General features: G+C 40.1%; 20 protein-coding genes. 17 read left to right on the top strand and 3 right to left on the bottom strand.

Going from position 1 to position 26,442, the window contains the following annotated elements:
* Positions 1-3: 3 nt before the first annotated feature.
* Positions 4-774: a WecB/TagA/CpsF family glycosyltransferase gene (locus tag BAE31_RS08600; RefSeq protein WP_024426277.1), complete on the bottom strand. Its 771-nt coding sequence runs from the start codon at positions 772-774 to the stop codon at positions 4-6.
* A 359-nt stretch (positions 775-1,133) separates the two neighbouring features.
* On the opposite strand from BAE31_RS08600, the gene tagD reads away from it, so the two are divergent.
* The 6 genes from tagD (at position 1,134) to tagH (ending at position 10,576) form a co-directional block, all read left to right on the top strand.
* On the top strand, positions 1,134-1,523 hold the full coding sequence (gene tagD, locus BAE31_RS08595) for a glycerol-3-phosphate cytidylyltransferase (RefSeq protein WP_008343212.1): 390 nt from the start codon (positions 1,134-1,136) through the stop codon (positions 1,521-1,523).
* A gap of 97 nt (positions 1,524-1,620) precedes the next feature.
* Positions 1,621-3,087: an alpha-glucosyltransferase N-terminal domain-containing protein gene (locus BAE31_RS08590; protein ID WP_076840183.1), complete on the top strand. Its 1,467-nt coding sequence runs from the start codon at positions 1,621-1,623 to the stop codon at positions 3,085-3,087.
* Between the two features lie 48 nt (positions 3,088-3,135).
* Positions 3,136-5,406 (top strand): CDP-glycerol glycerophosphotransferase family protein, encoded by a 2,271-nt coding sequence (locus tag BAE31_RS08585; RefSeq protein WP_076840181.1) that lies wholly within the window; start codon positions 3,136-3,138, stop codon positions 5,404-5,406.
* 183 nt (positions 5,407-5,589) lie between these two features.
* Positions 5,590-7,956: a CDP-glycerol glycerophosphotransferase family protein gene (locus BAE31_RS08580; protein ID WP_076840180.1), complete on the top strand. Its 2,367-nt coding sequence runs from the start codon at positions 5,590-5,592 to the stop codon at positions 7,954-7,956.
* 171 nt (positions 7,957-8,127) lie between these two features.
* Positions 8,128-8,955 (top strand): ABC transporter permease, encoded by an 828-nt coding sequence (locus BAE31_RS08575; RefSeq protein ID WP_041108051.1) that lies wholly within the window; start codon positions 8,128-8,130, stop codon positions 8,953-8,955.
* Positions 8,956-8,974: 19 nt separating this feature from the next.
* Positions 8,975-10,576 (top strand): teichoic acids export ABC transporter ATP-binding subunit TagH, encoded by a 1,602-nt coding sequence (tagH, locus tag BAE31_RS08570; protein ID WP_041108049.1) that lies wholly within the window; start codon positions 8,975-8,977, stop codon positions 10,574-10,576.
* A 225-nt stretch (positions 10,577-10,801) separates the two neighbouring features.
* On the opposite strand, the gene galU is transcribed toward tagH, so the two are convergent.
* Positions 10,802-11,683: a UTP--glucose-1-phosphate uridylyltransferase GalU gene (galU, locus tag BAE31_RS08565; protein WP_008343198.1), complete on the bottom strand. Its 882-nt coding sequence runs from the start codon at positions 11,681-11,683 to the stop codon at positions 10,802-10,804.
* Between the two features lie 269 nt (positions 11,684-11,952).
* Here galU and wecB point away from each other — a divergent pair, with 269 nt between their 5' ends.
* The gene (wecB, locus tag BAE31_RS08560; protein WP_041108047.1) at positions 11,953-13,092 is read left to right on the top strand and encodes a non-hydrolyzing UDP-N-acetylglucosamine 2-epimerase; all 1,140 of its coding nucleotides are present in this window, start codon (positions 11,953-11,955) and stop codon (positions 13,090-13,092) included.
* Between the two features lie 33 nt (positions 13,093-13,125).
* Here wecB and tagU read toward each other — a convergent pair whose 3' ends face one another.
* Positions 13,126-14,046, bottom strand: coding sequence for a polyisoprenyl-teichoic acid--peptidoglycan teichoic acid transferase TagU (tagU, locus tag BAE31_RS08555; protein WP_041108045.1), 921 nt, complete (start codon positions 14,044-14,046; stop codon positions 13,126-13,128).
* A 182-nt stretch (positions 14,047-14,228) separates the two neighbouring features.
* Here tagU and BAE31_RS08550 point away from each other — a divergent pair, with 182 nt between their 5' ends.
* From BAE31_RS08550 to BAE31_RS08505, 10 genes are all read left to right on the top strand, one after another.
* On the top strand, positions 14,229-14,552 hold the full coding sequence (locus tag BAE31_RS08550) for a hypothetical protein (RefSeq protein WP_024423640.1): 324 nt from the start codon (positions 14,229-14,231) through the stop codon (positions 14,550-14,552).
* A 24-nt stretch (positions 14,553-14,576) separates the two neighbouring features.
* Positions 14,577-16,685, top strand: a complete 2,109-nt coding sequence (locus tag BAE31_RS08545; protein ID WP_076840178.1) for a SpoIID/LytB domain-containing protein — start codon at positions 14,577-14,579, stop codon at positions 16,683-16,685.
* A gap of 23 nt (positions 16,686-16,708) precedes the next feature.
* Positions 16,709-18,199 (top strand): N-acetylmuramoyl-L-alanine amidase, encoded by a 1,491-nt coding sequence (locus tag BAE31_RS08540; protein WP_076840177.1) that lies wholly within the window; start codon positions 16,709-16,711, stop codon positions 18,197-18,199.
* 127 nt (positions 18,200-18,326) lie between these two features.
* Positions 18,327-19,823 carry an N-acetylmuramoyl-L-alanine amidase gene (locus BAE31_RS08535; RefSeq protein ID WP_076840175.1) on the top strand — a complete coding sequence of 499 codons (1,497 nt, stop codon included), beginning with the start codon at positions 18,327-18,329 and terminating at the stop codon, positions 19,821-19,823.
* A 137-nt stretch (positions 19,824-19,960) separates the two neighbouring features.
* Positions 19,961-20,548, top strand: coding sequence for a prolipoprotein diacylglyceryl transferase (locus tag BAE31_RS08530; RefSeq protein ID WP_076840173.1), 588 nt, complete (start codon positions 19,961-19,963; stop codon positions 20,546-20,548).
* A gap of 199 nt (positions 20,549-20,747) precedes the next feature.
* Entirely contained in the window at positions 20,748-21,407 is a 660-nt protein-coding gene (locus BAE31_RS08525; RefSeq protein ID WP_024423636.1) for a sugar transferase, read from the top strand.
* Between the two features lie 18 nt (positions 21,408-21,425).
* Positions 21,426-22,877, top strand: a complete 1,452-nt coding sequence (gene tuaB, locus BAE31_RS08520; protein WP_076840172.1) for a teichuronic acid biosynthesis protein TuaB — start codon at positions 21,426-21,428, stop codon at positions 22,875-22,877.
* Positions 22,874-24,058, top strand: a complete 1,185-nt coding sequence (gene tuaC, locus BAE31_RS08515; protein WP_076840170.1) for a teichuronic acid biosynthesis protein TuaC — start codon at positions 22,874-22,876, stop codon at positions 24,056-24,058. Before tuaB ends, tuaC begins: the two co-directional genes overlap by 4 nt.
* A gap of 79 nt (positions 24,059-24,137) precedes the next feature.
* Positions 24,138-25,475: a UDP-glucose 6-dehydrogenase TuaD gene (gene tuaD / locus BAE31_RS08510; RefSeq protein WP_056765655.1), complete on the top strand. Its 1,338-nt coding sequence runs from the start codon at positions 24,138-24,140 to the stop codon at positions 25,473-25,475.
* Between the two features lie 14 nt (positions 25,476-25,489).
* A complete protein-coding gene (locus tag BAE31_RS08505; protein WP_041108029.1) occupies positions 25,490-26,419 on the top strand; it encodes an NAD-dependent epimerase/dehydratase family protein in 930 nt (309 codons plus the stop codon).
* The last annotated feature ends 23 nt before the right edge of the window (positions 26,420-26,442 follow it).

The raw sequence follows: 26,442 nt of genomic DNA, 5'->3' as shown, positions 1-26,442 counted from the left end.
CTCTCACAGCTGCTTCGTCTGATCCTTTACCTGCTCAGGATAGTAACGTTTTTTTCCTTTGCTTTCCTTTAAGACGGCAAAAGCGTACTTAGGAATATTCAGCATTCGTTTCCATCTCCATGGATTCACAATCAATCTGTACAGCCATTCTGTATTTGTCTTAATCATCCAGCGTGGTGCACGCTTCACCGTTCCGCTAAATACATCAAAGCTTCCGCCTAAACCGATGCAAACAGCCTGCGGGAATAAATGGCGGTATTCATAAATAAAGTTCTCTTGGTTTGGATAACCTAAAGCAACGAACACCATATCAGGTTTCGAGCGCGCGATTTGCTTCGCTACGAAACGTTTATCTGCTTGATAACCATCACAGCTTCCGGCAAGGACAACATTTGGATATTCCGTATCAATTCGCTGTTTCACAGCCTCAAGCACTTCTTTTTTCGCACCATATAAAAAGATTCTTTTAGACTGCTTGTTTGCTAGGTCAAGCATAGACATGAAGACATCAAAGCCGGCAATTCTAGACTTAAGCGGACTTTGGGTCATGCGAGACATCAATACGACGCCTACGCCATCCGGCAGTACATAATCCGCAGATGAGACGACTTGATGGTACGCATGATCCTTCATGACGGCATAGCCTATCTCTGGATTGACAGTCGCAATCATGGCGCCTCTTCTCTGAGAAATATGGTGCTGATTCATATAGCTGATAAATTCATCTAAGTCGCCGTTTACATAAGAAAGGTTAGAGACCACTTCTGTTTGCATTGTTTAGACCTCCTTTTTAACTTGTTATCTATGAACGTTCATTGTAAATTCATTCTTCGCCTACTCATCATTTTATCACAGATGCTCCATGAAATATTAACAATAACTTTACAAACCTTTAAATTTCATGACATTTTCATCATTTCATCTGGACGACCCGTTGTGAAACATTGATTCTTCGGACTTTTCCTCCTGCGCCCAATAAATTGGAAATAGTTTGTCCTTACATCCGCTTAACGTTTGGTGGGCGCTGTGATATAATGAGGTTCCGAAGAGCGAATCGAATATCACAGAATTACGGATAAATTACTGCACGAATGCAGTCGAATAAGGATTGAAGAAAGGAGTTTATGTTTGCAATGAAGAAAGTTATTACTTACGGTACATTTGATTTATTACACTGGGGGCACATTAAGCTGCTAGAACGTGCAAAGCAGCTCGGAGATTACTTAGTGGTGGCCATCTCTACAGACGAGTTTAATTTACAAAAATCAAAAAAAGCTTATCACAGCTACGAGCATAGAAAGCTGATTCTTGAAACCATTCGTTATGTAGACGAAGTCATTCCAGAAAACAGCTGGGATCAAAAAGTCCGTGACGTGCAAGAGCACGATATCGATGTGTTTGTCATGGGAGATGACTGGGAAGGTAAATTCGATTTCTTAAAAGAACATTGCGAAGTCGTATACTTGAAGAGAACAGAAGGCATCTCGACAACACAAATTAAGGAAGAAATTGCGGGACTTTAATAGATCGAAAAAAAGTACTTCTTATCTTTTGGTGAGAAGTACTTTTTCATGTAAAATACAATGAGCAAGTCATCATTATTTTTAAGGAGAGCTTCCTTTGTTTCAAAATTGGATGAAGAAAAAAGTTGAAGACACATTGGATCAATCTGAACAACATGAAACAATGGCATCAATGGACGTGCCTGATATGGACTATTACTTTATTATGGGTGATGTGCCAAAGCAGGATGAGAGCTTAACGAAGTCTTTAAGGACAAGGATTAAGCCTTTGGCTGATCAACATAAACGTACTGCAATTTTAACTTTAAATTACGATGCAAATGTGAAGGAACGTATTCGCAGCTTGGAGGAGACATTTCCTAGCCAAGTCGACATCTTGAATGTATTTGAACACTATATCTTACCGGAAAGCGGAAGTAAAAGACGTTACTCAGAATTTATCGCTGGTGAATCATCGCATCAGATCAATGAAACTATTTTTCCAGAAGATGCGTCCACAATTCAAGTGACGAGATATGAATTGCCTTCTTCTCCGATTTGTTATATTGATCAATATAATGAAAAGCAGCAATTAGTGAAGAGGGAAGAATACAATTGGCAGGGCGTTTTATGCAGAGTACAAAGCTTTGTTCCCCATACAGGTGCACTATACTTAGAGGAATTGATCAATGACGATGGCAGCATCTATATGGAGATCATTTATCCTGGAGATGCAAAAAAGAATCCAGTTCGGCATATTAATTGGTATAAAAAAACAGGAATTCAAACATTTACAAAGAAGACGGATGTTAAACAATTATGGCTATCCGGCATTCAATCACAAAATGACCGTTTGAAACTGATGATCACAGAGGACCGTGATCAAGACCGCCACCTGTTTAAAATTGATCAGCCTGAAACAACCTATTACGCTGCATTTGTGCATCACGCACATTATGAAGAAGATCTGCATCAAGTCAATTCTCAATATGGAGAATTATTTAAACAAATAAGAAAACAGCAAGTGGATGCTGTCTTTTTTGGGGATACTAAACATAAAGAAGATGTCGAAAAACTATTGGGAGAACAAGCCTACTTTTATCTTGTTCCTTCTGACGAAGAGACTGTTTGGAATACGGCGATTCATCATATGCTCGAAAATCGTGAACATAAAGATGAACTGAGAGGGATCGTTGACAGCATGAAATGGGTCTTGCGTGATCTAAGCTCTGAGCATCATGTTCTTCACCTTCAACTCGAGTTAAAAGATGAAATGAGTCATGCGGATCATGTGCAAATTGATTTCGCAGGATATGATCGAGTGAATGGAGCTGAAATCATCTCTCAAACAATCGATGAGAACCATCAAGTCAGCTTCCCAATCGGCCATTTTCAAACAAAGAAAAACATTGAAATCAACCAAACGAAATTTGTGGATTTTTACATTCGTTTTAAAACAGAAGAACTTCAAGAGGTTTTGCAGCGTCTAGAAATAGAAGGTGAGCTGCTTACGAATAAACCATCGTCCATCGATGGATGGTCATATCAAACGAAACAAGGCAACTATTCTTGGAAAGTGAAATAGTGATATAACATAACGGTAAGATTTCTGAACAGAGGAGATTAACGATTAATGATTGAAGAGGGAATTCATAAGAAGAGTGTCGTTGAAGGGTTAAAGAATCACCATGAGAAACTAGAAATGCTGATTCGCATCAACGATGACATGCCATTAACAGATAGAGAATTTTATTTGTTCATGAGGGAGAGAGTATCAAAACAAGAGCTTTTCCTTCCGCTTGTTCATCAAGAAGAGAATCTATTCAAATTGGTATTGAATGAAGCATCGCTGCCGCTTGCGTTAGAGCAAGGCCAGACATATAACTTGTATGTCACGGACTATTTGAGCACAAACAAAGAAGAGGATGAGGACGAGCTTGAGGACTCAGCTTATGATTCTGATTCCGAAGAAGAGGAAGAAGAAGTAAAAGAAGCGGATATCAATACAGATATTGAATCTGAAGAGAAAACGTCAAACTATAAACGCCGTTTAAAAATGGAAATAGAAAAGCCTGAGCTGAGCTTTTTAGAAAATAAAGACGCCATGCTGTGTATCATTCCATACCGTACAGACAAAGGGAATGCTTCTTTGAAAATCAAACGTGAGCTAAAGGTTGTGAAATTCAATCATATCGAGCTCAACAAAGGGTGTATGTTATCTTTATCCGGGTATGCAGGTGTATTAAGTGCAGAACATCCGTATGAGATCAAAGAAGCAAAGCTTCTATTGAAGAAAAATGGTGAAGAACCAATTGAACATCGCTTTCCGGTTAATATCACCCATATAAAAGACGAAGTGATCGAATACCGTGATGATCAACATGTACCACAGCTTTATCAATTTTTAGCAGAAGTCCCTTTAGAGGAATTGGCCTATTCATTAAACAAACGCTTTGTATATCGCTTCTATCTTGAATTTATCTGCGATGTAAACGGAGTAGAGGAAACATTAACAACCACTTCTTTAGTGCTTGGAGACCGCTCGAACAAACTCAAAGGACTTGTTCAAATTCATAAACGAAACGATGTACCGATTCGATATGAAGTGTACCGAAAGAAAAAAAGACAAACGCTTGGCATCCGTATTAATGATTACACAATGAAAACACGTGCCAAGTATTACGTCAAAAGCAAGTGGAAGAAATTTAAAAAGAAGATCAGTAAAATCAAAAAAGTCCGTAACCGTCTTGTGACAAGAACGTTTAAAACGACCTTTAAACTGGCGAGTAAGCTGTCTGTGAAAAAGAAAACGGTTGTTTTTGAAAGTTTTAACGGAAAACAATTCAGTTGTAACCCGCGTGGGATTTATGAGTATATGAAAGAACATCACCCTGAATATACGCTGATCTGGAGCGTTAAAAAGGGTCATGAAGCACCGTTTAAGGAAAAAGGCATCTACTATATCAATCGTCTGTCATTGAAATGGATCTTTGCGATGGCAAGAGCCGAGTATTGGGTCGTAAACAGCCGTTTGCCGCTATGGGTTCCAAAGCCAGATCACACAACATACTTGCAGACTTGGCACGGTACGCCGTTAAAACGGCTGGCAATGGACATGGACGAGGTGCATATGCCTGGAACAAATACGAAGAAATACAAAAAGAATTTCGCAAAAGAAGCATCGAATTGGGATTATCTCATTTCTCCTAATGCCTACTCGACTGAAATCTTTACACGTGCGTTCCAATTCCAAAAGACCATGATTGAGTCAGGATATCCGAGAAATGACTTCCTTCACAATCAAAATAATGAAGAAACGATGAGAGCTCTGAAACAAAAAATGAACCTGCCGCTCGATAAAAAATTGATCTTATACGCACCGACATGGAGAGACGATCAATTTTATAAAAAAGGGCAGTACAAATTTGATTTAGACCTTGATCTGCATGAACTCAGAGCTGCAATCGGAGATGAATATATCATCATTCTGCGTATGCACTATCTAGTTGCTGAAAACTTTGATTTAGGGCCGTATGAAGGCTTTGCCTATGACTTCTCTCATTACGAAGACATTAGAGACCTTTATATGATTTCAGATCTGCTCATCACAGATTACTCCTCTGTGTTCTTTGATTATGCAAACCTCAAACGTCCGATGCTGTTCTATGTGCCAGACATTGAAACATATCGTGACAAGCTCAGAGGCTTCTACTTCGACTTTGAACAAGAAGCACCTGGACCACTTGTGAAAGAGACAGCAAGTGTCATTGACTGGGTGAGAGAAACAGAACAGCCAGACTTTACTCTACCAGAATCATTTGCACCGTTTTATGAGAAATTCTGTTACTTAGAGACTGGAGAATCTTCGAAGCGGGTCGTTGAAGTAGTGTTTTCTGAAAAATAGTTTAAAAAGTACCGTTCTTCGCTTAGTAGAACGGTACTTTTTTGTTTTTTTTATTCCATTGTACACATATTTAAATGTAATGGTAAAAATAAAAAAACATAGAAATTTAACAGTAAACATGCTAAATTTAGATAAGATTATCCGGTACTGTAAAAATGCTGAAAATAATATAGAGGTGCTTCAATGTACAAACTTTATCATAATTTTATTGAAATTCTTAATTTAGATGAACAAAAGTTAGTGTTATATATTGATGACATAGAGAAGTTATGTACTTTTGAATTTAAAGAGCTAATTGTAAACGAATCAAAGAAGATTTGTGAAATTAATGTTAAGGATCAGATGATTTTTGAATCTTCAATAGATCATTCTAATGAAATGATCTATCTCTATTCTAAGGATCAGAACTTGTATATTGTCAAAGAAAGCTCTGACATCCTTCAATCAAATCAAATACATCCTATTGACATTAACAATCAATTTGAAGATATATATGTCAAACAATTAGGGTTAGACCGCTATGGCTTATATAGAGGCGAAGAGGAACTGTTATTATTCTCAGGGCTGCTGAACGTTGATGAGATCAATCGGAATTATAAAATGGATTTGGAGATTCACGGGGCAGAAAGAAGATTTGTAGACATCTCCTTTATCCAATATAGTCCCTTCAACTTTGTTGTTACTTATGATTGCCAAAATAAAGAACTAAATGTAAGGAAAATTTTGTTTGATGTGATGCAGGAACATAAAGATATTGAAGTGACTGTGAATAATCGTAATCAAATCAAAATTTTAAATAAGGTGACTGAGCAAAAGAAAATCGTCAACTTTAGACTTGTTCCTAGATATCAGCCGCTCAAAGTTTTTGGTAAAGATACATTAGAGCAATTCAAAGAAGATAATATCCTCAATATTTTGGTGATTAATAAACAAAGGTATTACATATATGTAAGAACGAATGGTGTTTACTTAGTAAGAGGAAACCCTTATCTTGTTACAAAACATACATCAAGACTACGTATTTTTAGTTTGTTTAATAGCTTTTATGTTTATGGAAGACTGACACATTACGCGTATAATTCAGACCAAAAGTATGAATATCTGTACATTAGAAATTCTGATCACCAAGTGGCGAAATTTATAAGACCATTTAGAAAGATCAAATTCTTAAAAAGGTATGGTTTCTTTAAAATTTCGTTAAATGATCTTGACTTAGACAGCAGAATCCATAATAACCTATTCGTTGGCAATGATAACCGAATTATCCATAGTTTAAGGCTGAAAAAAAGAGATAAAAAGGTGAAAACATATATCACGAAAAAGAATGGGGACAAGCTTCAAGTACTAAGAACAAATCTATTTGGAAATGTGACATCAACCATTATTCCTTATTCACAGGAATATTCTTTATTTAGTAAAGTAAAAATAAAAATAGCGAGTATCTTATCATCATTCTATAAAGACAAGAATTATCGTGTGAATTTGTTTTTTGAGAAAAAGAGTGATAAAGCAGATGAATCCGCTATTAGAGTGTATGACTATGTACAAGAGAATTGTCAAACAGACTCAAGAAATTACTTTATTCTTAATAAGAAATCAAGTGCTTATCCGGCACTTAAAGCTAAGTATGGAAAGGGAATCATTCCGAAATATAGTCTGAGACATTATTTAAGTATCTTCAATGCCAGCTATTTTATTTCAAGTGAGTTATCTAACCATGTTCTAAACGATAGATTATATATTGATCATCTTAGAGAGAGAATTATGAGCGTACCACTTGTCTTTTTGCAGCATGGAATAATGTTTGCGAAACCAGTTGATAATCCAATGGCCTTTGGATTCCATAAAGACAAGAACCAATATAATATTTATAAATCAGTCATCAGTTCTGAACTAGAGGCTGGTGAATTCTACAAAATGAAATATGACCGTGAGGATTTGATTTTGACAGGCCTCGCAACTTTTGATCATGCCCAATTAGTAGACGGTGCAGATAAGATCGCCTTTATGCCAACTTACCGCTATTGGGAAGAGGGGCTAATATATACAAATAGAATCGAAGAAACATCTTACTATAGAGTTCTGATTAAAATCATTAAAAGCTTTGAAGAAGCAGGTCTTCTTGATCGTTTGTTAATTGTACCGCATAACAAATTTTCTCAGTACGTTTATCAAAACCTGCCTCAGTATAAACATATTATTTCTGATAATCCATCAGAAGCGTTAAAAGTATCAAAGGTGTTTATCACTGATTACTCTTCTGCTATTTATGATGCACAATATAGAGGAGCATACCCTATTTTTTATTGGGAAGAAAAAGATTACTTAATTAGACAGTATAAAGCGATTCCTCCTGTAAACGAAGAAAATGCACCGGGACCAATTGCATATAATACTCAAGAGCTTATTCGTATTGTCAAACATGCGATTGAGAATGAGTATGTCGTGGAAGATGAATATAAAGAAAAATACTTGAAAATTAACAGCTTTAACGATAATCAAAATACGAAAAGAATTACAGATTTCTTAAAAGAGCATCAAATTATCTAATGTCTTATGCCCCCTGAATCTATGATTGAAAGGATTCAGGGGTTTTTTGTCTTCTAGTTTGACGTGCATGACTTTTGTTATAAGATGAAATGTGTATCGTTATCTGTTACAATTATGAACGGTGCTTTTTAAAAAAGTAATCCCAAAAACTTATATCTAAGGAAGATTAGAATGAACGCAATGTTGACGATACTAAAGGAGCAAATCAGCTCTTTTCCGCTGATTATGCGACTTGCTGTTTATGAAACAAAATCAAAATATCAGATGAATTATTTAGGTGTTTTATGGCAGTTTTTAAATCCATTGATTCAAATGCTGGCTTACTGGTTTGTTTTTGGTATGGGCATTCGCGGAGGACAGCCAATTGTCATTGGCGGCGTGGAGATTCCATTTATCATCTGGATGCTTGCCGGATTAATCCCGTGGTTCTTCATTAGTCCGACCATTCTTGATGGATCAAACAGTGTGTTTAAACGCATTAATATGGTATCGAAAATGAATTTTCCGATTAGTGCGCTGCCGTCTGTGGTGATTATGTCCAACTTGTTCAGCTACTTTGTCATGATGGGCGTCTATTTGATTGTGCTGATTTCCTATGGCATCTATCCTGACGCACATTGGCTGCAATATATATACTATCTTATTTGTATGATCGCGTTTATGTTTTCGTTTAGTTTGTTTAATTCCACGATTAGTGTACTCGTGAGAGACTATCAATTTCTTTTACAATCCGTGACACGATTACTTTTCTTTTTGTTGCCGATTTTTTGGAATATTTCAGAGAAACTTACTGGGGATAAGGCGTGGATTGGAGATATTTTAAGACTGAATCCTCTTTTCTACATTATTGATGGTTTTAGAAATAGTTTGTTAAAGGGAGAATGGTTCTTCCATGATGTCAAATACACACTTTATTTTTGGCTGATCACGCTTCTTCTTTTAACAGTTGGTTCATTGCTTCATATGAAATTTAGGGATAAATTTGTCGATTTTCTTTAAAAAGTAAGGAGATTATACGATGAAACTAAAGGTTTCGTTTCGAAACGTATCCAAGCAATACGTCCTATATAAAAAGCAGTCAGATAAGATCAAAGGGCTGTTTTTTCCTAATAAAAATGAAAAAGGTTTTTTTGCTGTCCGTGATGTGTCCTTTGATGTATATGAAGGCGAGACGATTGGTTTTGTAGGGATCAATGGATCTGGAAAATCGACTATGTCGAACCTTCTAGCGAAAATCATTCCACCGACAAGTGGTGAAATTGATATGGACGGCCAGCCATCGTTAATTGCCATTGCAGCAGGGCTGAACAACCAGTTAAGCGGAAAAGACAACATTCGTTTAAAGTGCTTAATGATGGGACTGACGAATAAAGAGATAGACGAGCTTTATGAAAAAATCGTAGAGTTTGCGGATATTGGCGACTTTATTGACCAGCCGGTTAAGAGCTATTCAAGTGGAATGAAATCACGTCTTGGCTTTGCTATTTCAGCGCATATCGATCCAGATATCCTGATTATTGATGAAGCACTGTCTGTTGGAGACCAAACCTTCTATCAAAAATGTGTGGACCGCATTACAGAATTCAAGGAACAAGGAAAGACGATCTTTTTTGTCAGTCACTCCATTAGCCAAATCCAAAAAATCTGTGATCGGGTGGCTTGGATGCATTATGGTGAACTTCGTATGTTTGATGATACGAAAAAGGTCGTGAAGGAATATAAGGAGTTTGTTGACTGGTTTAACAAGCTTTCCAAGAAAGAGAAAAAAGAATATCAATTGAAACATAAAGAAGGCCGCAAAGGCGTACAGAAGACAGAAAAGGTGTCTCGTTATCAAGAGAACGGCAAACGGCGTTCATTGTTTGGCCCCGCATTTCAAGTGACAGTTTTAGCGGTCTTAACGCTATTGCTAGCCTTATCGATGTTTTCAGATCGCCCGCTTCGTACATTGGCGACATTTGGTGCAATCCCATCAGATAAGACAGAAGCGCCTCAGTCGAAGAACCCGCAGACCAAAGGAGCGCCTGATATGAAAAAGGTGGATCAACAGCTGATAGTCACGGCAGATCCACTTACGGTTTACAAAGACCAAGCCATGAAAAAAAAGGCCGATGTCACTTTGCCATTTGGACAAGAAGTACAGGCTGTGGCTGAAAATAAACAAACCGTTCAAATTAAAACAGCGTCAGAAACGTATTTTGTCAAACCCAATGCGCTTCAAAATGCAGAGGATTTAAAGTCATTATCCATTGGACCAGGACAGTTTAATTCCTCTGTATCGCCTGCATCGGCAGGTTCGTATGAGTATTTACTTTCTTTCCTTGGAAAAGAAGAATCTGTGCTGAAACAGAGAATGCAAACGCTGAGTTCAGTGAAAAATGATCAAGGAGATGCGATTGAACGATTGACCACAGAGAAAACCGACTATGTCATTCAAAATGGTCAGGCAAACACGATTGTGTTTCGCGACATTATGCCAATCTCTCCTTCCACACTTGGGCTTACAGAACAAAATGTCTGGATGAATGAGAAACGAACAAAATTCGCAGTGAAGGGCGAAAACAACCTGTTTGTCATTGATAATGAACAGCATACACTGACTATTTCAGTCATTAAATAAAAAAGCTGCCGATGATGGCAGCTTTCAGCGTGTAGACAAACCCTCGCATTCGGTGTCAGGTCTGCGCTCCGGTGCTCACGAATGTCCAATTCGCTCCGCTCCGGTACTCGCCCTTCCTAGACTGCAAAGGTTTTCTATCACGCTGAAAAGAAGACAAAGGGCTAAAATAAAGATCATTTTAGCCCTTTGTCAACAATCTGAAAGCTGCCGATGATGGCAGCTTTTTTAGTTCACTTCTTCTTTTTCGAGAAGCTGTTTCATAAATGGAATGAGTTTCTTTTTCAATTCTTCATCCTGAAGAGCAAACTCGAGCGTCGTTTCAATGAAGCCTTGCTTCTCGCCGACATCATATCGTTTTCCTTCGAAATCATAGGCGAAGACGCGCTGGATGTCATTCAGCTTTTGAATGGCATCTGTCAGTTGAATTTCTCCGCCTGCACCAATCTCTTGCTGATCGAGGTACATAAAGATCTCTGGCGTGAAAATATAGCGCCCTAAGATGGCTAGGTTCGATGGTGCTGTTCCTTGCGGCGGCTTTTCAACAAAGTTTTTGACTTGGTAGCGGCGTCCTTCTTGTGTAAGAGGATCAATGATCCCGTAGCGATGCGTATCGCTGTCTGCTACTTGCTGAACACCGATGACAGATGAAAGAGTTTTTTCGTATTCGTCCATCAGCTGGCGAAGCCCAGGCGTTTCGGCTTGAACAATGTCATCACCTAATAAAACAGCAAAAGGCTCATCACCGATAAAGTTGCGTGCGCACCAAACGGCGTGTCCGAGTCCTTTAGGCTCTTTTTGACGTATGTAATGAATGTCAGCAATGTTAGAGGACTTTCTTACTTTTTCTAAAAGCTCGCTCTTTCCTTTTTCCTCAAGGTTGCGCTCTAACTCTGGTGCAAAATCAAAATGATCCTCAATGGCTCTTTTTCCTTTTCCAGTGACAATAATAATGTCTTCGATTCCTGATTCAACAGCTTCTTCAATAATATATTGAATGGTTGGTTTATCAACGATTGGGAGCATTTCTTTAGGCATTGCTTTTGTTGCAGGGAGGAAACGTGTCCCAAGACCTGCAGCTGGTATTATGGCTTTACGTACTTTTTTCAATGAACTTTGCACCTTCCTTACATAGATAACCGATTTCATATTTCAATGTTTGTTCTTGGTCGTCTGTTTAAAGTGTAACTTACAAATCATAGGAAAGACAAATGATTTCACTAAAATGACTTTTAGATAATTCATATTTTATATGTTAAATGTAAAGGAAAGAGAAATTTAACGTTAATTCAATGTAAATTTCTTTTTTTATATCATTAATTTTATCCTCCCAATTGTGTATAATTGAAAGTACTATACTAGGAAAGAGGCATAAACAAGTGAAAAAACTAAATGTAATGACTATTTTCGGTACTAGACCTGAAGCAATTAAAATGGCACCACTTGTCCTTGAACTGAATAAACATCCACAGATAAATTCGATTGTTACTGTAACAGCTCAGCATAGAGAAATGCTTGATCAAGTCCTTGAGGCTTTTTCTATTACGCCTGATCATGATTTAAACATCATGAAGCAACGCCAGACATTATCTGAAATCACATCAAATGCACTATTGAAACTAGATCAACTATTTCAAGAGGAAAAGCCTGATATTGTCCTTGTTCATGGAGATACAACAACAACCTTTGCAGGAAGCTTGGCCGCATTCTACCACCAAATTTCAGTCGGTCACGTTGAAGCGGGTTTAAGAACACACAATAAATACTCGCCGTTCCCTGAAGAATTGAACCGACAAATGACAGGCACTATTGCTGATATTCATTTTGCTCCTACAAATGAGGCAAAGCAGAATCTTTTAATTGAAAATAAAAAAGAAGAGACGATTTGTGTGACGGGGAATACTGCGATTGATGCGTTGCAAACAACGGTTACAGAGCAGTATCAACACCCTATTTTAAAGAAAATAGGCACAGATAAAATGATCTTGTTAACGGCTCATCGCAGAGAAAATCTCGGCCAGCCGATGAAAAACATGTTTAGAGCGATTAGACGTATTGTAGAAGAGTTTGAAGATGTTCAGGTTGTATATCCTGTACATTTAAACCCTGCTGTTCGTGATGCGGCTCAAACAGAATTCAGTGATCTTGATCGTGTGCACTTAATTGAGCCTCTTGAAGTCGTTGATTTCCATAACTTCGCTGCTGCCTCACACTTTATATTAACGGATTCTGGCGGTGTCCAAGAGGAGGCGCCTTCTCTTGGGAAGCCAGTATTAGTTCTGCGCGATACAACAGAACGCCCTGAAGGTGTGAAAGCTGGCACGCTTAAGCTCGCGGGTACAGATGAAGAGACCATTTACAACATGGCAAAACAGCTGTTAGTCGATCAGAAAGAGTACGACAACATGTCGAAGGCGTCTAATCCATATGGTGATGGACAAGCGTCAAAAAGAATTGTCGAAGAGCTTCTCCATCGTTTTGGATTAAGTGAAGAAAAACCAGTTCCATTTCAATCATAAAAAAAGAAGACTACATTTCTGTAGTCTTCTTTTTTACTGCTCCAAACTTTCCTTCAATTCCTTTTTCACATTCGCAAGGCTGCTGTCATCAAGCTGATAGTAATAAATGTTATTGATACGTGTGCCTGATCCTTTCAGCTCGTGCTGCTCCACATGCTGTCTTGCATCACGATAATCATTCATCATCGTCCACATATCGTCAAATGACATGTTTGTCTTCATATTATTTTCCACGACTTTGAACATATCGCCGAATTTCGTAATAGATGAAATGTTGGCACCTTTTGCAATGATGCCTTCAATGACCTGGCGCTGTCTTTGCTGACGTCCGAAGTCACCCTTTGGATCTTGCTTTCTCATTCTTGTGTAGGCAAGGGCTTGATCCCCATTCAGGTTAATTTCTCCTGTACCAAATGAATGGCCGTCATAACTAAATGCAAACGTGCTATTTACTGTAATACCGCCAAGTGTATCAACAATATCCTTGAAGCTTTCCATGTTCACTTTGACAAAGTAATCAACAGGTACATCAAGCAGTTCCTCTACAGTATCTGCTGCCATTTGTGTACCGCCGAATGCATAGGAGTGGTTGATTTTATCCATTGTGCCTTTTCCGACAATCTTCGTATACGTATCACGCGGGATGCTCACCATCTCGGTCGTTTTCGTTTTCGGATTTACAGTCATGTATATTAATGTATCTGCACGGCCTCGGTCATTTTTTCGTTCATCGACACCCATGACTAAAATAGAAATCGGGTCTTTCTTACTTAAATCGACATCTTTGTCACGCTTATCTGACTTCTTTAAATTCTCCTGAATGCCTGCGACAGTCGATGCTGCTGTGTTCCAAAGATGATATGCGTATCCGCCAGTTGCTAATACGAATAAGCCAATAATCGATAAAACAATCCAAAGAACCTTTTTCTTCTTTCTTTTTCTTTCAGCTCTCATAATGTCCCTCACCTTTTCTATGATTCTTCCATGATTATAGGTTTACGAATCTTGATAAACAAGTTATTTTTTTACTCTGAACCTAGATATAGACGTTGTAACAAAAAAAAGGTTTCAAAAAACCTTAAATTTACCTTAAAATAATAACTTATAAGACGATACAAAGACATGAGGTGAAAAAAATGAAGAAAATCGTCGTTTTACCGTTCTTAATACTGCTACTAGGTATCGTGCTCACAGCATGTGGAACGGCCGAGCAGTCCTCAGGAGAAAACAAGACAAGCAGTTCAACTCCTCAGGTACTGGAAGAGAAAGCTGAATTTATTGGAATGGCTGATGCACATACAGTCGAAGTGAAAAAAGTGAATACGACCCTAAGCTATGAATTTACGGATAATTTTAAAGATGTGTTAAATGAATTTAAACCAGGAGACACAGTAGAAATCTCTTACTTTATTAATGACAGTGGTCAAAAGGAAATCCAGAAGATTGAAAAACAGAAGTAAAAAAGATGGGCGGGATGAACAAAATTGAAGAAAACAGGCGTTACACTAATCGTTCTCATGATACTGACTCTACTAGTTGCACCCTTTCAGTCTGCCATGGCAAGCTCGGCAATTTCAGTGAAATTGTCTAATTATATCGGAAACAAAACAAGTATGGATATCTCAACAACTGGGGAATACAAGCTATCAGGATCAAATGTTGCTGTGACAAAAAGATATGACGGCAAAAATAGATACGAAGTAGCCAACAGCATCGCTTCTGCTGGCTGGAAAAATCCATCAACTGTTGTCATTGTCAGTCGTGATGCATTTGATCATGCAATTTCTGTATCACCGTTAGCATACAAACTGGGCGCACCTATTTTGTATACGAATATTGAAAAACTGACGAAAACAACAGAAAACCAGCTGAAGAAAATGAAGCCGGATAACATTCTGATTGTCGGAAATACGAAAAGCATTTCAACAGCTGCTGAGAAGTCTATTAAAAAGTATGGCAAAGTCAGACGTATTAGTGGAAAAGATAAGTTTGAAATCTCCCAAAAAATCGCTAAAGAAATGGGTAACTATAAGCAAGCTGTCGTTGTCGGCGGGAACTCATTTATGAATGGGATTGCCATTGCATCCTACGCATCGAGAAAGGGATACCCTATCCTGTTAACAAAAAAAGATTCCATTCCGTCTTATAGAATGCCAAGTAAAGTGATCATCATCGGCAGTACGAAAAGTACTGGACAAAAAGTTGAAAATCAAATCAAAAAAACCTCACAGGTGACAAGAATCAGCGGGGCCAATCGCTATGAATTATCTGTGAATATTATAAAGAAATTAAATATTAATGCAGATAAAGTTTATTTGGCAAAAGCCTCTAGCTATATTTATGCTATGCCGCTGTCGCAATTGGCTGCAAAATCTAACAGTACTGTGGTGTATGTGAAACCCGATTCTGTCACAGCGTCTTTAAAAGCACTGCTGAAGGAAAAAGGTACATATGCTTATCATCTTGCTGGCAGCACAAGTGCAATTAAAGATAGCTTGAAAAATTCATTAGCCAAACAAGTCTATCTGAAAAAAAATCAAAACTACCAATTGAATATTTCTAACGGAAAAATTTCATTAAAAGGCATAAAGACGTATAACACAGTAAGAGTTGTTCCTGAGAAATATTCAACAAAAAATGTCCTTCAAATTGCAGGAAAGCCGTATTTAGGCAGCGTAAACTTTGCAATTGAATCAGGGTATATCAGGCCGACTCTCGAAAATATTCCATTTGAAGACTATTTAAAAGGTGTAGTGCCAAATGAAATGCCTGCAAGCTGGAATGTTGAAGCGTTAAAAGCACAGGCGGTTGCCGCTAGAACGTATTCGGTGAAAAGTATTGGAAAAGTCGTCCCTGATACAACAGCCTTCCAAGTATATGGAGGGTATAACTGGTACACAAATTCGACAAAAGCTGTCGATGCCACAAAAGGAAAGGTTCTGAAATATAACAATCAGCTCATTTCAGCAACCTATTACTCTAGCAATGGCGGTTATACAGAGGCAAGTGAAGAAGTGTGGGGAAATGCACTGCCATACTTAGTGGCCAAAAAGGATCCAAAAGATCCAGTCAATCCATGGACACTGAAACTCTCTAAGAAACAACTGGGCACGACATTGACTGCTAGCACAGCAGCATCTCAGTGGTCTAAAGCAAAAGAGACAAATGCAGCTGACCTTGCTGGCCTGAAATCATGGCTGCTCAAAAACAAAGAAACTGTTGCATCTGATATGAAAATCGCATCGATCTCAAGCCTGACGTTCTCAGGGAAAACAAAAGGTCAGCGTGCGAAGACGGTATCGATCAAACTGACATACCATCTGAAAAACAAAACAGGCACATATTCGGTAAACAAAAGCACAACGGCAAGTATGAAGATGACCGAGTTTCGATCAGTCATGGGCGCAACAAAGGTGAAAAGCACGTTTGCGTCAGTCAAAAACAATACAAATGACTTCACGATTTCAGGAAAAGGATATGGTCACGGCATTGGTATGAGCCAATACGGAGCCAAAGCGAGAGCTGAATCTGGAAACTCATATTCTTCCATACTCTCGTTCTACTATCCAGGTACAAAACTAACAAACTATTAAAGGGTAAAAGGAGGACATAGAAGATGCGCTCAATGATGAAAACAGCCATCCTCAGCCTCATCGCCATTTTCGTTATCGTTCCAACAGCATTGGCAGACAATTCAGTCTCAAGAATTGATGGCGGGAGCAGATATGCTGTAGCGGCAAACGTAGCGAAAAAAGGATGGGGAACTGCAAGTACAGTCGTTTTAGTAGGGAAAACTGCGTATGCAGATGCAACAGCAGGAATTCCACTTGCATATCAAAAAAATGGACCAGTTCTTTACACAAACAGTAAAAGCCTTTCGGGTGATACAAAGAAAGCCTTAACTTCATTAAAAACAAAGACGGTGATCGTTTTAGGCAGCACATCAAGTGTGTCAAACAACGTGGTCAACCAAGTGAAGAAAATGGGCATCTCCACACAGCGTATTTCGGGAAAAAACCGATATGAGCTATCTGCCAATATCGCGAAAAAAATGAAAAAGCCAGCAGGCGTCGTTGTCGTTGAGGGTTCTTTCTATGCACATGGGATTGCGATTGCACCTGTAGCAGCTCAAAAAGGATTCCCAATTCTATACACAGATAAAAAGGGACTTCGTTCTGAAATCGCTTCTGTTGCAAAAGCAAGCAATGTGAAACAAACCATTGTAGTCGGCGGAGAGAATTACGTCACAAAAGCAGCTTATAATCAATTGAAATCACCAACACGGATCAAAGGCTCGACTCGTTATGATGTCGCGGCAAATATTGTGAAAAAGTACAATATGAGTGTCGATAATACCTATGTAGGTAGAGGATTTGGTTATGCCACTTCATCTTCTGCTGCAGGCATTGCAGCGAAGCAAAACAAAGCATTGCTTCTAACGAATGAAAAGACACTGCCAAAAGTAACGAGAGCAACAGTGAGCAGTAAGAAAATCACCAAATTTACTGTCGTAGGCAGTACAAATACAGTGACACCAACTGTTGTGAACCAGCTGAAAAACCCGGCTGTTGGGAAAAAAGTATTCATTGATCCAGGTCATGGTGCGCATGATTCAGGAGCTGTAGGATACGGATTATATGAAAAGAATTTGAATTTAGATGTAGCAAAGCGTTTAAACACGAAATTAAACAACGCTGGTGCACTTGTGACCATGTCAAGAACATCAGACACATTTGATAGTCTTCAAACACGAGTGAGCAAAGGTGCGTCAGCAAATGCAGATATCTTTATCAGTGTCCATGCGAACTCAAATGATAACAGCAGTGCAAATGGAACAGAAACGTATTATGACAAAACCTATGCGGCTGCAAACAGCCTGAAGCTGGCGCAAAACATCCAGCCTAAAATGGTCAGCGCACTAGGTACAAGAGACCGTGGTGTGAAAACAGCTGGCTTCTACGTCATTAAATATTCTAAGATGCCGAGCGTTCTTTTGGAAACTGGTTTTGTTTCCAGTCCAGTTGATTCAAACATCTTGAAATCTGCTACGTATAAAGATCGATTAGCGTCAGGCATTTCAAGCGGTGTGTCAGGTTATTTTAGATAAGAAAACACAAACCTGAGGGGTGCCTCAGATACTCCTCTTAGGCTGCTCGAGAACGTACTCGGCAGCCTTTTTTCAAAAGTCCATGAAGCATCTTTGGTGAAGGGTTCAAACCAAGGAGGTTGACTTCATGCGTTTTGATATCAAATGTATGTTACTGATTGCTATTTCACTATGTTTATATACACCATCCGTTTTTGCTCAGCACACTGTATCGAGGATAGAAGGAAGCAATCGATATGAGGTGGCTGTAAATGCCGCGAAAAGGGGCTGGCAGGAAGCGCCTGCCGTTGTTCTTGTGGGCGGTGATGCTTATGCAGATGCCCTGAGTGCTGTGCCTTATGCTTACCAGCAAAGGGCCCCAGTCCTGTTAACGAATGCTGGCAGCCTTTCAGGTGCTGTAAAGACAGGGTTGCAGCAGCTGAAAACGAAGCGGGTAACGATTCTTGGGGGGACTGCGAGTATTTCTGAAAACATCGTGAAGCAGCTAAAAGCAATGAATCTATCCGTTTCCCGTATTCAAGGAAAGAACCGCTATGAATTGGCGGTAAATGTGGCTAAGCACATGAAGAGTGCTAGTGCGGCAGTCGTCGTGAATGGTTCTGCTTATGCTGATGCTGTCGCGATTGCTCCATACGCTGCCAAACAAGGCTATCCCATTTTATTAACAGATGCGAAAGGATTGCGCGAGGAAACAGCCAATCTATTAAAAAACAAAGCAGTCAAGCGGACCATAGTGATCGGTGGGGAAGCAAGTGTCAATAAAACTGTTTTTCAAAAGCTTCCATCACCAGTCAGAATAAGCGGAGCCAATCGGTATGAGGTGGCTGCCCAAATTGCTAAAACGTATCCAATGAAGACAAGCCAAACATTTATGAGTTATGGGTATGCCTATGCAGATGCAGCCGCTGCGGCAAGTATAGCAGCGAAACAGGGCCAAACCCTTCTTCTCACAGATGCTCAAACGGTGCCGGATGCTATCAGAAAAGTCATTGGAGCCAAACAGATGTCAGCTTTTTCTGTGGTAGGCGGAACATCAACCGTTCAAACGAATGTCATCACGCAGTTGAAAAATGCGGTGTTAGGCGAAACAATTTTTATTGATCCAGGTCATGGTGCGCAGGATGCTGGAGCGATAGGGAATGGGCTGCTTGAAAAGAACATCAATTTAGAAGTAGCATTAAAGCTACGGTCGAGACTTCACCAAGCGGGTGCGCTTACTGTCATGTCGAGAACTTCTGATACATTTGACTCCTTGCAGACACGTGTCAGTAAAGGAGCCCAGGCAAGTGCTGATATATTTATCAGTATCCACGCCAACGCAAATGATAACAGCGGTGCGAATGGAACAGAGACGTATTATGATACGACATATGTGGCTGCTCATAGTGTCAAGCTGGCACAACAGGTGCAGCCCCGAATGGTCAGTGCCCTTGGAACAAGGGATCGCGGAGTGAAAACAGCAGGGTTCTACGTCATCAAATATTCTAGAATGCCGAGTATTTTGCTAGAAACCGGCTTTGTAACAAGTCCAATCGATGCGAGTATTTTAAAATCTACCGCTGCAAAGGATCGGCTAGCTTCTGGAATTGCAACGGGTGTGTCCAACTACTTTGACGTAAAATGAATCATGAATGATGTGTCAAGTTAAAAATACATTTCATTTTTGGTTATGTTTGTTATAATTGAAACATAGAAGGTGAATGGTTTACGCATAAATCTTCAAACGACAGCAAACCGACAAATCATGAAGAGGTGACGATCTTGAAAAAATTAATCACAATGCCGTTTCTAGTATTGCTTCTAGGAGTATTGCTCACAGCGTGCGGCACAACAAATCAATCAAGCGATAACAAAAAGGATGACAGCAAAAAAGAAACAACTGAAGCAGCCGATCAAAACAAAGATAAGGCTGCGGACGATAAATCAGAAGATCAATCATCAAAAAATGAAAAATCAGATGATCAAAGCAAAGAAACAGCTGCTCAAACAGAAGAGCCAGCAAGTCAATCTGATGAAGAGGCAAAAGACAGCTCAAGCAAAGAAATAACAAAAGAAGAACCTGCTAAAGACCAATCAAAAGCTGACTCAAAAGGTGACACTAAAACAAAGAAAGAATCAACGACTAGTAAGAAAAATGAAGTCACCAAAGAAGGCACATATGTCGGTTTGGCTGATGGACATACAATTGCTGTCAACATTGACGGAAAAGAAGTAGCTATTCAATTCGGAAATACATTTTCTAAACAAGTGAACAGCTTAAAAGAAGAATCAAAAGTGAAAGTAACCTATACAAAAGATGCAAACGGAACACTTCGATTAAAAACGATCGAATCTGTAAAAGCAAAATAAAGAAAAGACCTGGAGACCCGCAGAATTGCGGGTCTTTTTTACGTTCAAAAGGGCATAACTTGATATAAGTGCACATTCTTAACACAGTTTTACAAGACTTAACAGCGCATTTACATTTGCTTAATGTTGCTCTGCTAAACTGACTTTCATAGAACATCTCTTTACACAACAACTACTTTGAATGGTGAGGTGCAGGTCAGTGAGTGCAGAGAAAGCGATGAATCTTTACAGAGAATATGAAGTGAGACGAAATCACTCTTTTGCCTTAACAGAACATATGGTTCGTTATTTATTTGCAAAACGTTTCATAGATTTAATGTTCTCGTTCATCGGATTGATGTTGAGTACGCCAATCATTTTGCTGTTTGCTCTTTTGATTAAGCTGGAAACACCAGGGCCAGCCTTTTATATGCAGGAAAGGGTTGGGAAAGACGGTGTTTACTTTAAATTATGGAAGCTCAGATCGATGAGAATTGACGCAGAAAGCGGAGGAGCGAAATGGGCGCAAAAAAATGACCCGCGTATCACCAAAGTGGGGGCATTCATCCGTAAAACAAGAATTGATGAACTTCCGCAATTTATCAACGTGTTAAAAGGAGAAATGAGTATCGTAGGTCCTCGTCCAGAAAGACCGATGTTTACCGCAGAATTTAATCGGACGATTCCAGGCTTCACAAAAAGGTTGGCGGTAAAGCCGGGGCTGACAGGTCTTGCTCAAGTAAATGGCGGATATGAAATGAGTCCAAGTGAAAAATTAACACACGACTTACAGTATATTCAAAACTTGACATTTTCTCTCGACACGAAGATTATGGTAAAAACGTTAAAAGTCATCATGACTGGTGACGGAGCCAGATAAGTAAAGTAGGGAAGAGAAATGGCAAGTATGAAAAAACGCATGCTAGGCGGGGCAAAATGGACAAGCTTGTCCGCATTGATCATCACCATCATCCAAATTGCACAGTTCGCCTTTTTAGGGAACGTGATGTCACTCAAGGAGTTTGGACTCGTTGGCATGATCACAACTGTCACAATATTTACGCAGATTTTGCTTGATCTAGGAATTGGGGCAGCGATCATTCAAAAGGAACAAACGACAGAACGTCAATTATCTACATTATATTGGATCAACTTGCTCACGGGGATTATCTTGTTTTGTCTGCTTATCCTGCTAAGCCCAATGATAGCCGCTTTTTATAACCGGCCAGAGCTAGAAGGTCTGCTCAAGCTATTATCGATCATGTTTCTGATCGCACCGATTGGCCAGCAGTACCAGTATATGATGCAAAAAGACTTAGCCTTTAAAACATTAAGCACCATTGAAGCCATTGCGACCATCATATCGCTGCTCGTTTTACTCGTTTTCGCCTTCTTCATGAATCCGATTGTCGCCTATGTCATTTCTCAAGTGCTGCTGCAATCAGGAAAAGGTCTCATGTATGCAGCAGCTTATTGGAAGAAGTGGCGTCCAGCACCTGTTTTTGCATTAGGAGAAGTGAAGGAATTTTTCTCCTTCGGTGCATTCCAGCTCGCATCCAGACTGGTCAACCGAGCAGGATCGAACATCGACATGATTTTAATCGGCCGGTTTCTTGGAGCGGAAGCGTTAGGTATTTACAGCTTGGCGTATCAAATTGTGACAATACCCGTGCTGAAGATAAATCCGATTGTGACGAGAGTGGCTTTCCCAGTTTTCGCAAAAAGTCAGCGGGATCACTCAATGCTGCGAGAGGGCTTCCTAAGTATGACGAATATGCTCGCATTGGTTAGTTTTCCATTATTAATCGGCCTTGCTGCCGTATCAGACAGCTTTATAGAAGTCGTGTTTGGAGAGAAATGGCTAGTAGCGGTTCCGGTTCTAAATATATTGTGCATTGTCGGCCTGCTGCGTGTGCTGATGAATCCAAACGGTTCAATACTTCTTGCAAAAGGGAGAGCGGACTTAGCCTTTTATTGGGATACGGGGATGCTTATCGTGTATGGCTGCGCATTATATGCAGGTGTCACTACAGGCAGTCTGCTCACAGTAGCTTGGATCTACTCAGGTGTCAGCCTGCTCAACTTTATTGTCGGCAGATGGCTCATGGCATATGTCATTCAGCTTGATATGAAGGTGTATTTAAAATCACTTGGAAAGCCTGCTGTCATGACGCTGCTCATGGCGGTCTGTGCGGTAGCTTTACATCAAGGGATGAAGCTAACGACAGCAGATATTTCACTTCAATTACTACTGACTGTTTGTGTCAGTGCTGCATTGTATGGCTTGCTGCTCATCAAAATGTATCCGCAGGCTGCAGGCAAATTATTGAGAAGAGGTCGTTCGTCATGAAGGTACTATGGCTGACAAGTGTATATCCTAGTGAAAAACATCCGAGTGAGGGCGTATTTCATGAAACGCAAGTACAGGAGCTGCTCAAACAAGGAATAGAAGTGACTGTCATTTGTCCTAATCCAGTGAATCCGCCGGTTTTACGGATGCTCAAGGCATCCTATCGGCAGAAAAGGGATCTGCCTGAACAGGAAGTGAGAAGCGGAGTGAAGGTTTACAGACCGCCTTATCCAGCGCTCCCTGGACAGCTGAAATGGGCGCAGCCGAGTAAACGAATAGCGGCTTCCGTTCTCAGAGCAATGCAGCGTCATCAGCTGTCACCAGATTTTATCCATGCGCACTTTGCCATGCCGTCTGGCGGAGCGGCGGCTGTTATTCAGAAAGAAACGAAAATCCCTTATCTTCTGACCTTGCACGGCAGTGATGTGAATGTATATCCGAACTATAGCAAAGGGGCGAAGGCAGCCTTTGAAACGGCGGTGAGGCAGGCATCTGCTGTTCTGACAGTGAGTGAGGAGCTGGCTAAAAAGACAAATGAGATGACGAAGGTAGAAGCAAAATGTCTCCCGCTTGGTATTCCGCTCCAATCATTTTCCAGAACGGAAGAAGGTCAAGAAGGCATCAGAAAGCACTTAGGTTTACCCCTTCAAGATAAGCTCGTTGTTTTCGTCGGGCGTTTAGTGAAAGAGAAGGGTTTGCTTGAATTAGCTGATGCTGTCAGCAGCATGGATGGAGTGAAAGCAGTTTTTGTTGGAAAAGGCCCCCTTGCAAAGGAACTCAAGGAACGGGCGGGAGCATCTATTATACTCCCAGGGCAGGTGCCGAATGAGCAGGTGAGAGACTACTTAATGGCAGCTGATCTGTTTGCACTTCCTTCCTACAGTGAAGGAATGCCAACCGTCGTTCTAGAAGCGCTCGCTTTAAAAGTACCTGTCATTGCAACACGGGTTGGTGGTCTCCCATCCTTATTTTCAACCTATCAACACCTGCTCGTTGAACCGCGTTCGGCGCGTCAGCTGAAAGAGGCGATTCACGCCTGCCTTTATGAAAACAGATGGAATGAAGAAGTGAAGAACGATCTTCATGAAATGGTTCATACAGAATATTCATCAGAACATAATGCGAAACATCTCATTCAGCAATATGAGAAGGTGTTCAATCAATCAACATCCATCGTTTAAACAAGATGAAATGTGCAAAGAATGATAGATAGATAAACAGCTTGGAACGGACAATATGCTTTTATTGAGAGGATGAAAAATGTTGAAGAAAATTGCTGTGATTGGAACAGGTTATGTCGGGTTAGTATCGGGTACTTGTTTTGCTGATATCGGAAATCGTGTCATCTGCTGTGACATCGATGAATCAAAAATCAACAGCTTAAAAAGTGGTGTCGTTCCCATTTATGAACCAGGTTTAAAGGAATTGATTGAAAAGAATACAGAAGAAGGAAGACTGTTTTTTACAACGAATATTCCTGCTGCTATTAGGGAATCAGAGATTATCTATATTGCCGTAGGGACACCGATGACACCACAGGGGGAAGCAGATTTAACGTATGTGAAGGCTGTCGCTCAAACGATCGGTGAACACATGAATGGCTATAAAATCATCGTCAATAAAAGCACAGTGCCCGTTGGAACAGGCCGTCTCGTTCAAGCCATTGTGGAAAAGGCATCGCGCAGCAAATATCCTTTTGATGTCGTATCCAATCCAGAGTTTCTCCGAGAAGGCTCAGCGATTCAAGATACGATGAATATGGAGCGGGCGGTCATTGGGGCGACTAGCACTCATGCCTCTAGCATCATCAAAAGGCTGCATGATCCGTTTCAAACAGAGGTTGTAGAGACCAACTTAGAAAGTGCTGAAATGATTAAGTATGCTGCAAATGCCATGCTTGCCACAAAAATCTCATTTATTAATGACATTGCAAATATTTGCGAGCGTGTAGGCGCTGACGTTGAAAAAGTCAGTGAAGGAGTTGGATTAGACAGCCGCATCGGGCATAAATTTTTAAAAGCAGGCATTGGATTTGGAGGTTCTTGTTTCCCGAAAGACACGATGGCTCTTCTCAAAATTGCCGAAACATCCGGGTACCGGTTCAAGCTGATCGAATCTGTCATTGAAACGAACAACAACCAAAGAGCCCACCTGGTCAGCAAATTGATGAGTGTGTTCGGTGATATTAAAGGAAAAACCATTTCTGTCTTAGGGCTCGCCTTTAAACCGAATACAAATGATATGCGTTCAGCGCCTGCATTAGATATTATCCCAATGCTGAGAGAGCTGGGGGCTTTTGTGAAAGCCTATGATCCGATTGCTTATGTAGAAGCTGAACGTGAGCTTGGCCCACAGGCGGTTTTCAGCAACGACCTGTATGAAACAGTAAAAGATACGGATGCCTGTCTCATCCTAACAGAATGGGATGACGTACAGAAGATGGATAAAGACCAAATCAAGCAGCTGCTTCGTTCGCCGATTGTAATTGATGGAAGGAATTTGTTTGATCCAGCAGAAATGAAAGAGAGAGGATTTATTTACCAATCGATCGGCCGCCCAAGTGTATGGGAAGCAGAATTGGTATCGAAGGCACAATAACAGGGGGAGCTTGGATGAAGAAAGTATTGGTTACTGGGGGAAGCGGATTTATTGGATCACATACGGTAGAGGCTTTACTAGAAAAAGGCTATGAGCCCATCGTTCTTGATAACTTTTCAACTGGATCTCGAGAAAATATTGCTCATCTTTCCGTGCAATGCATGGAGGCAGATGTCACAAAGCCAGCGACGATTGATTTGATCAAACAAATCGCACCGGATTATATCATTCATCTTGCAGCACAAGTAAGTGTAGCCGTTTCCGTTCAGGATTTCGTATATGACGAAGAGGTCAATATAAAAGGATCTCTGCACGTCATGAAAGCTGCGGCTGAAGCAGGAGTGGAAAAAGTCATCTTTGCCTCATCAGCAGCTGTCTATGGAGACCCGGTGTATTTGCCAGTAGACACCGCTCACCGGCTAAAGCCTGGTTCACCTTATGGCTTAGCAAAACTGACAGTAGAGCGGTATTTAGAAATGGCAAAATCACTCTATGATGTGGACTATTGTATTCTCAGGTACAGCAATGTATATGGTCCGCGCCAAGATGCACTTGGCGAAGGCGGTGTTGTCTCTATTTTCTCTGATAAGTTTGCAAAGGATGAGGCTCCTTTTATCTTTGGAGATGGAGAACAAACAAGAGACTTTATCTATGTGGGTGATCTAGCAGCAGCGAATGTTGCGGCTTTAACAGCCCAATCAAACGTTTGTTTAAATATTTCGTGTGGTGATTCCATCACTGTGAATGAACTGTTTCAAACGATGAAACGGGTAACGAGATCACAGCTTGAACCGATTTACAAGCCGCAGCGTGCAGGAGATATCGTGCATAGTACATTGGCAAATGAGGAAACGAAAAAAGTCTTAGCATGGGAGCCTGTTGTGAGTTTACAGGAAGGTTTGGCTCGTACCATTTCCTACTATAAACAGGAAGTCAAGGCTTAATCCCTCAAATCGGATGGGTTGCT

The organism is Bacillus sp. I-2 (assembly GCF_001974945.1).
Classification (GTDB): domain Bacteria; phylum Bacillota; class Bacilli; order Bacillales; family Bacillaceae; genus Bacillus; species Bacillus safensis.
This window is presented reverse-complemented; position numbering and strand designations above follow the sequence as displayed.

Bases quoted from the DNA above. Each gene is read 5' to 3' on its own strand.
- BAE31_RS08535 (WP_076840175.1), top strand. From the start codon at position 18,327: ATGCGTTTTGATATCAAATGTATGTTACTGATTGCTATTTCACTATGT.
- BAE31_RS08540 (WP_076840177.1), top strand. From the start codon at position 16,709: ATGCGCTCAATGATGAAAACAGCCATCCTCAGCCTCATCGCCATTTTC.
- BAE31_RS08505 (WP_041108029.1), top strand. From the start codon at position 25,490: ATGAAGAAAGTATTGGTTACTGGGGGAAGCGGATTTATTGGATCACAT.
- tuaC (WP_076840170.1), top strand. From the start codon at position 22,874: ATGAAGGTACTATGGCTGACAAGTGTATATCCTAGTGAAAAACATCCG.
- BAE31_RS08580 (WP_076840180.1), top strand. From the start codon at position 5,590: ATGTACAAACTTTATCATAATTTTATTGAAATTCTTAATTTAGATGAA.
- BAE31_RS08600 (WP_024426277.1), bottom strand. From the start codon at position 774: ATGCAAACAGAAGTGGTCTCTAACCTTTCTTATGTAAACGGCGACTTA.
- tagU (WP_041108045.1), bottom strand. From the start codon at position 14,046: ATGAGAGCTGAAAGAAAAAGAAAGAAGAAAAAGGTTCTTTGGATTGTT.
- tuaB (WP_076840172.1), top strand. From the start codon at position 21,426: ATGGCAAGTATGAAAAAACGCATGCTAGGCGGGGCAAAATGGACAAGC.
- tagH (WP_041108049.1), top strand. From the start codon at position 8,975: ATGAAACTAAAGGTTTCGTTTCGAAACGTATCCAAGCAATACGTCCTA.
- BAE31_RS08585 (WP_076840181.1), top strand. From the start codon at position 3,136: ATGATTGAAGAGGGAATTCATAAGAAGAGTGTCGTTGAAGGGTTAAAG.
- BAE31_RS08550 (WP_024423640.1), top strand. From the start codon at position 14,229: ATGAAGAAAATCGTCGTTTTACCGTTCTTAATACTGCTACTAGGTATC.
- BAE31_RS08575 (WP_041108051.1), top strand. From the start codon at position 8,128: ATGAACGCAATGTTGACGATACTAAAGGAGCAAATCAGCTCTTTTCCG.
- tagD (WP_008343212.1), top strand. From the start codon at position 1,134: ATGAAGAAAGTTATTACTTACGGTACATTTGATTTATTACACTGGGGG.
- tuaD (WP_056765655.1), top strand. From the start codon at position 24,138: ATGTTGAAGAAAATTGCTGTGATTGGAACAGGTTATGTCGGGTTAGTA.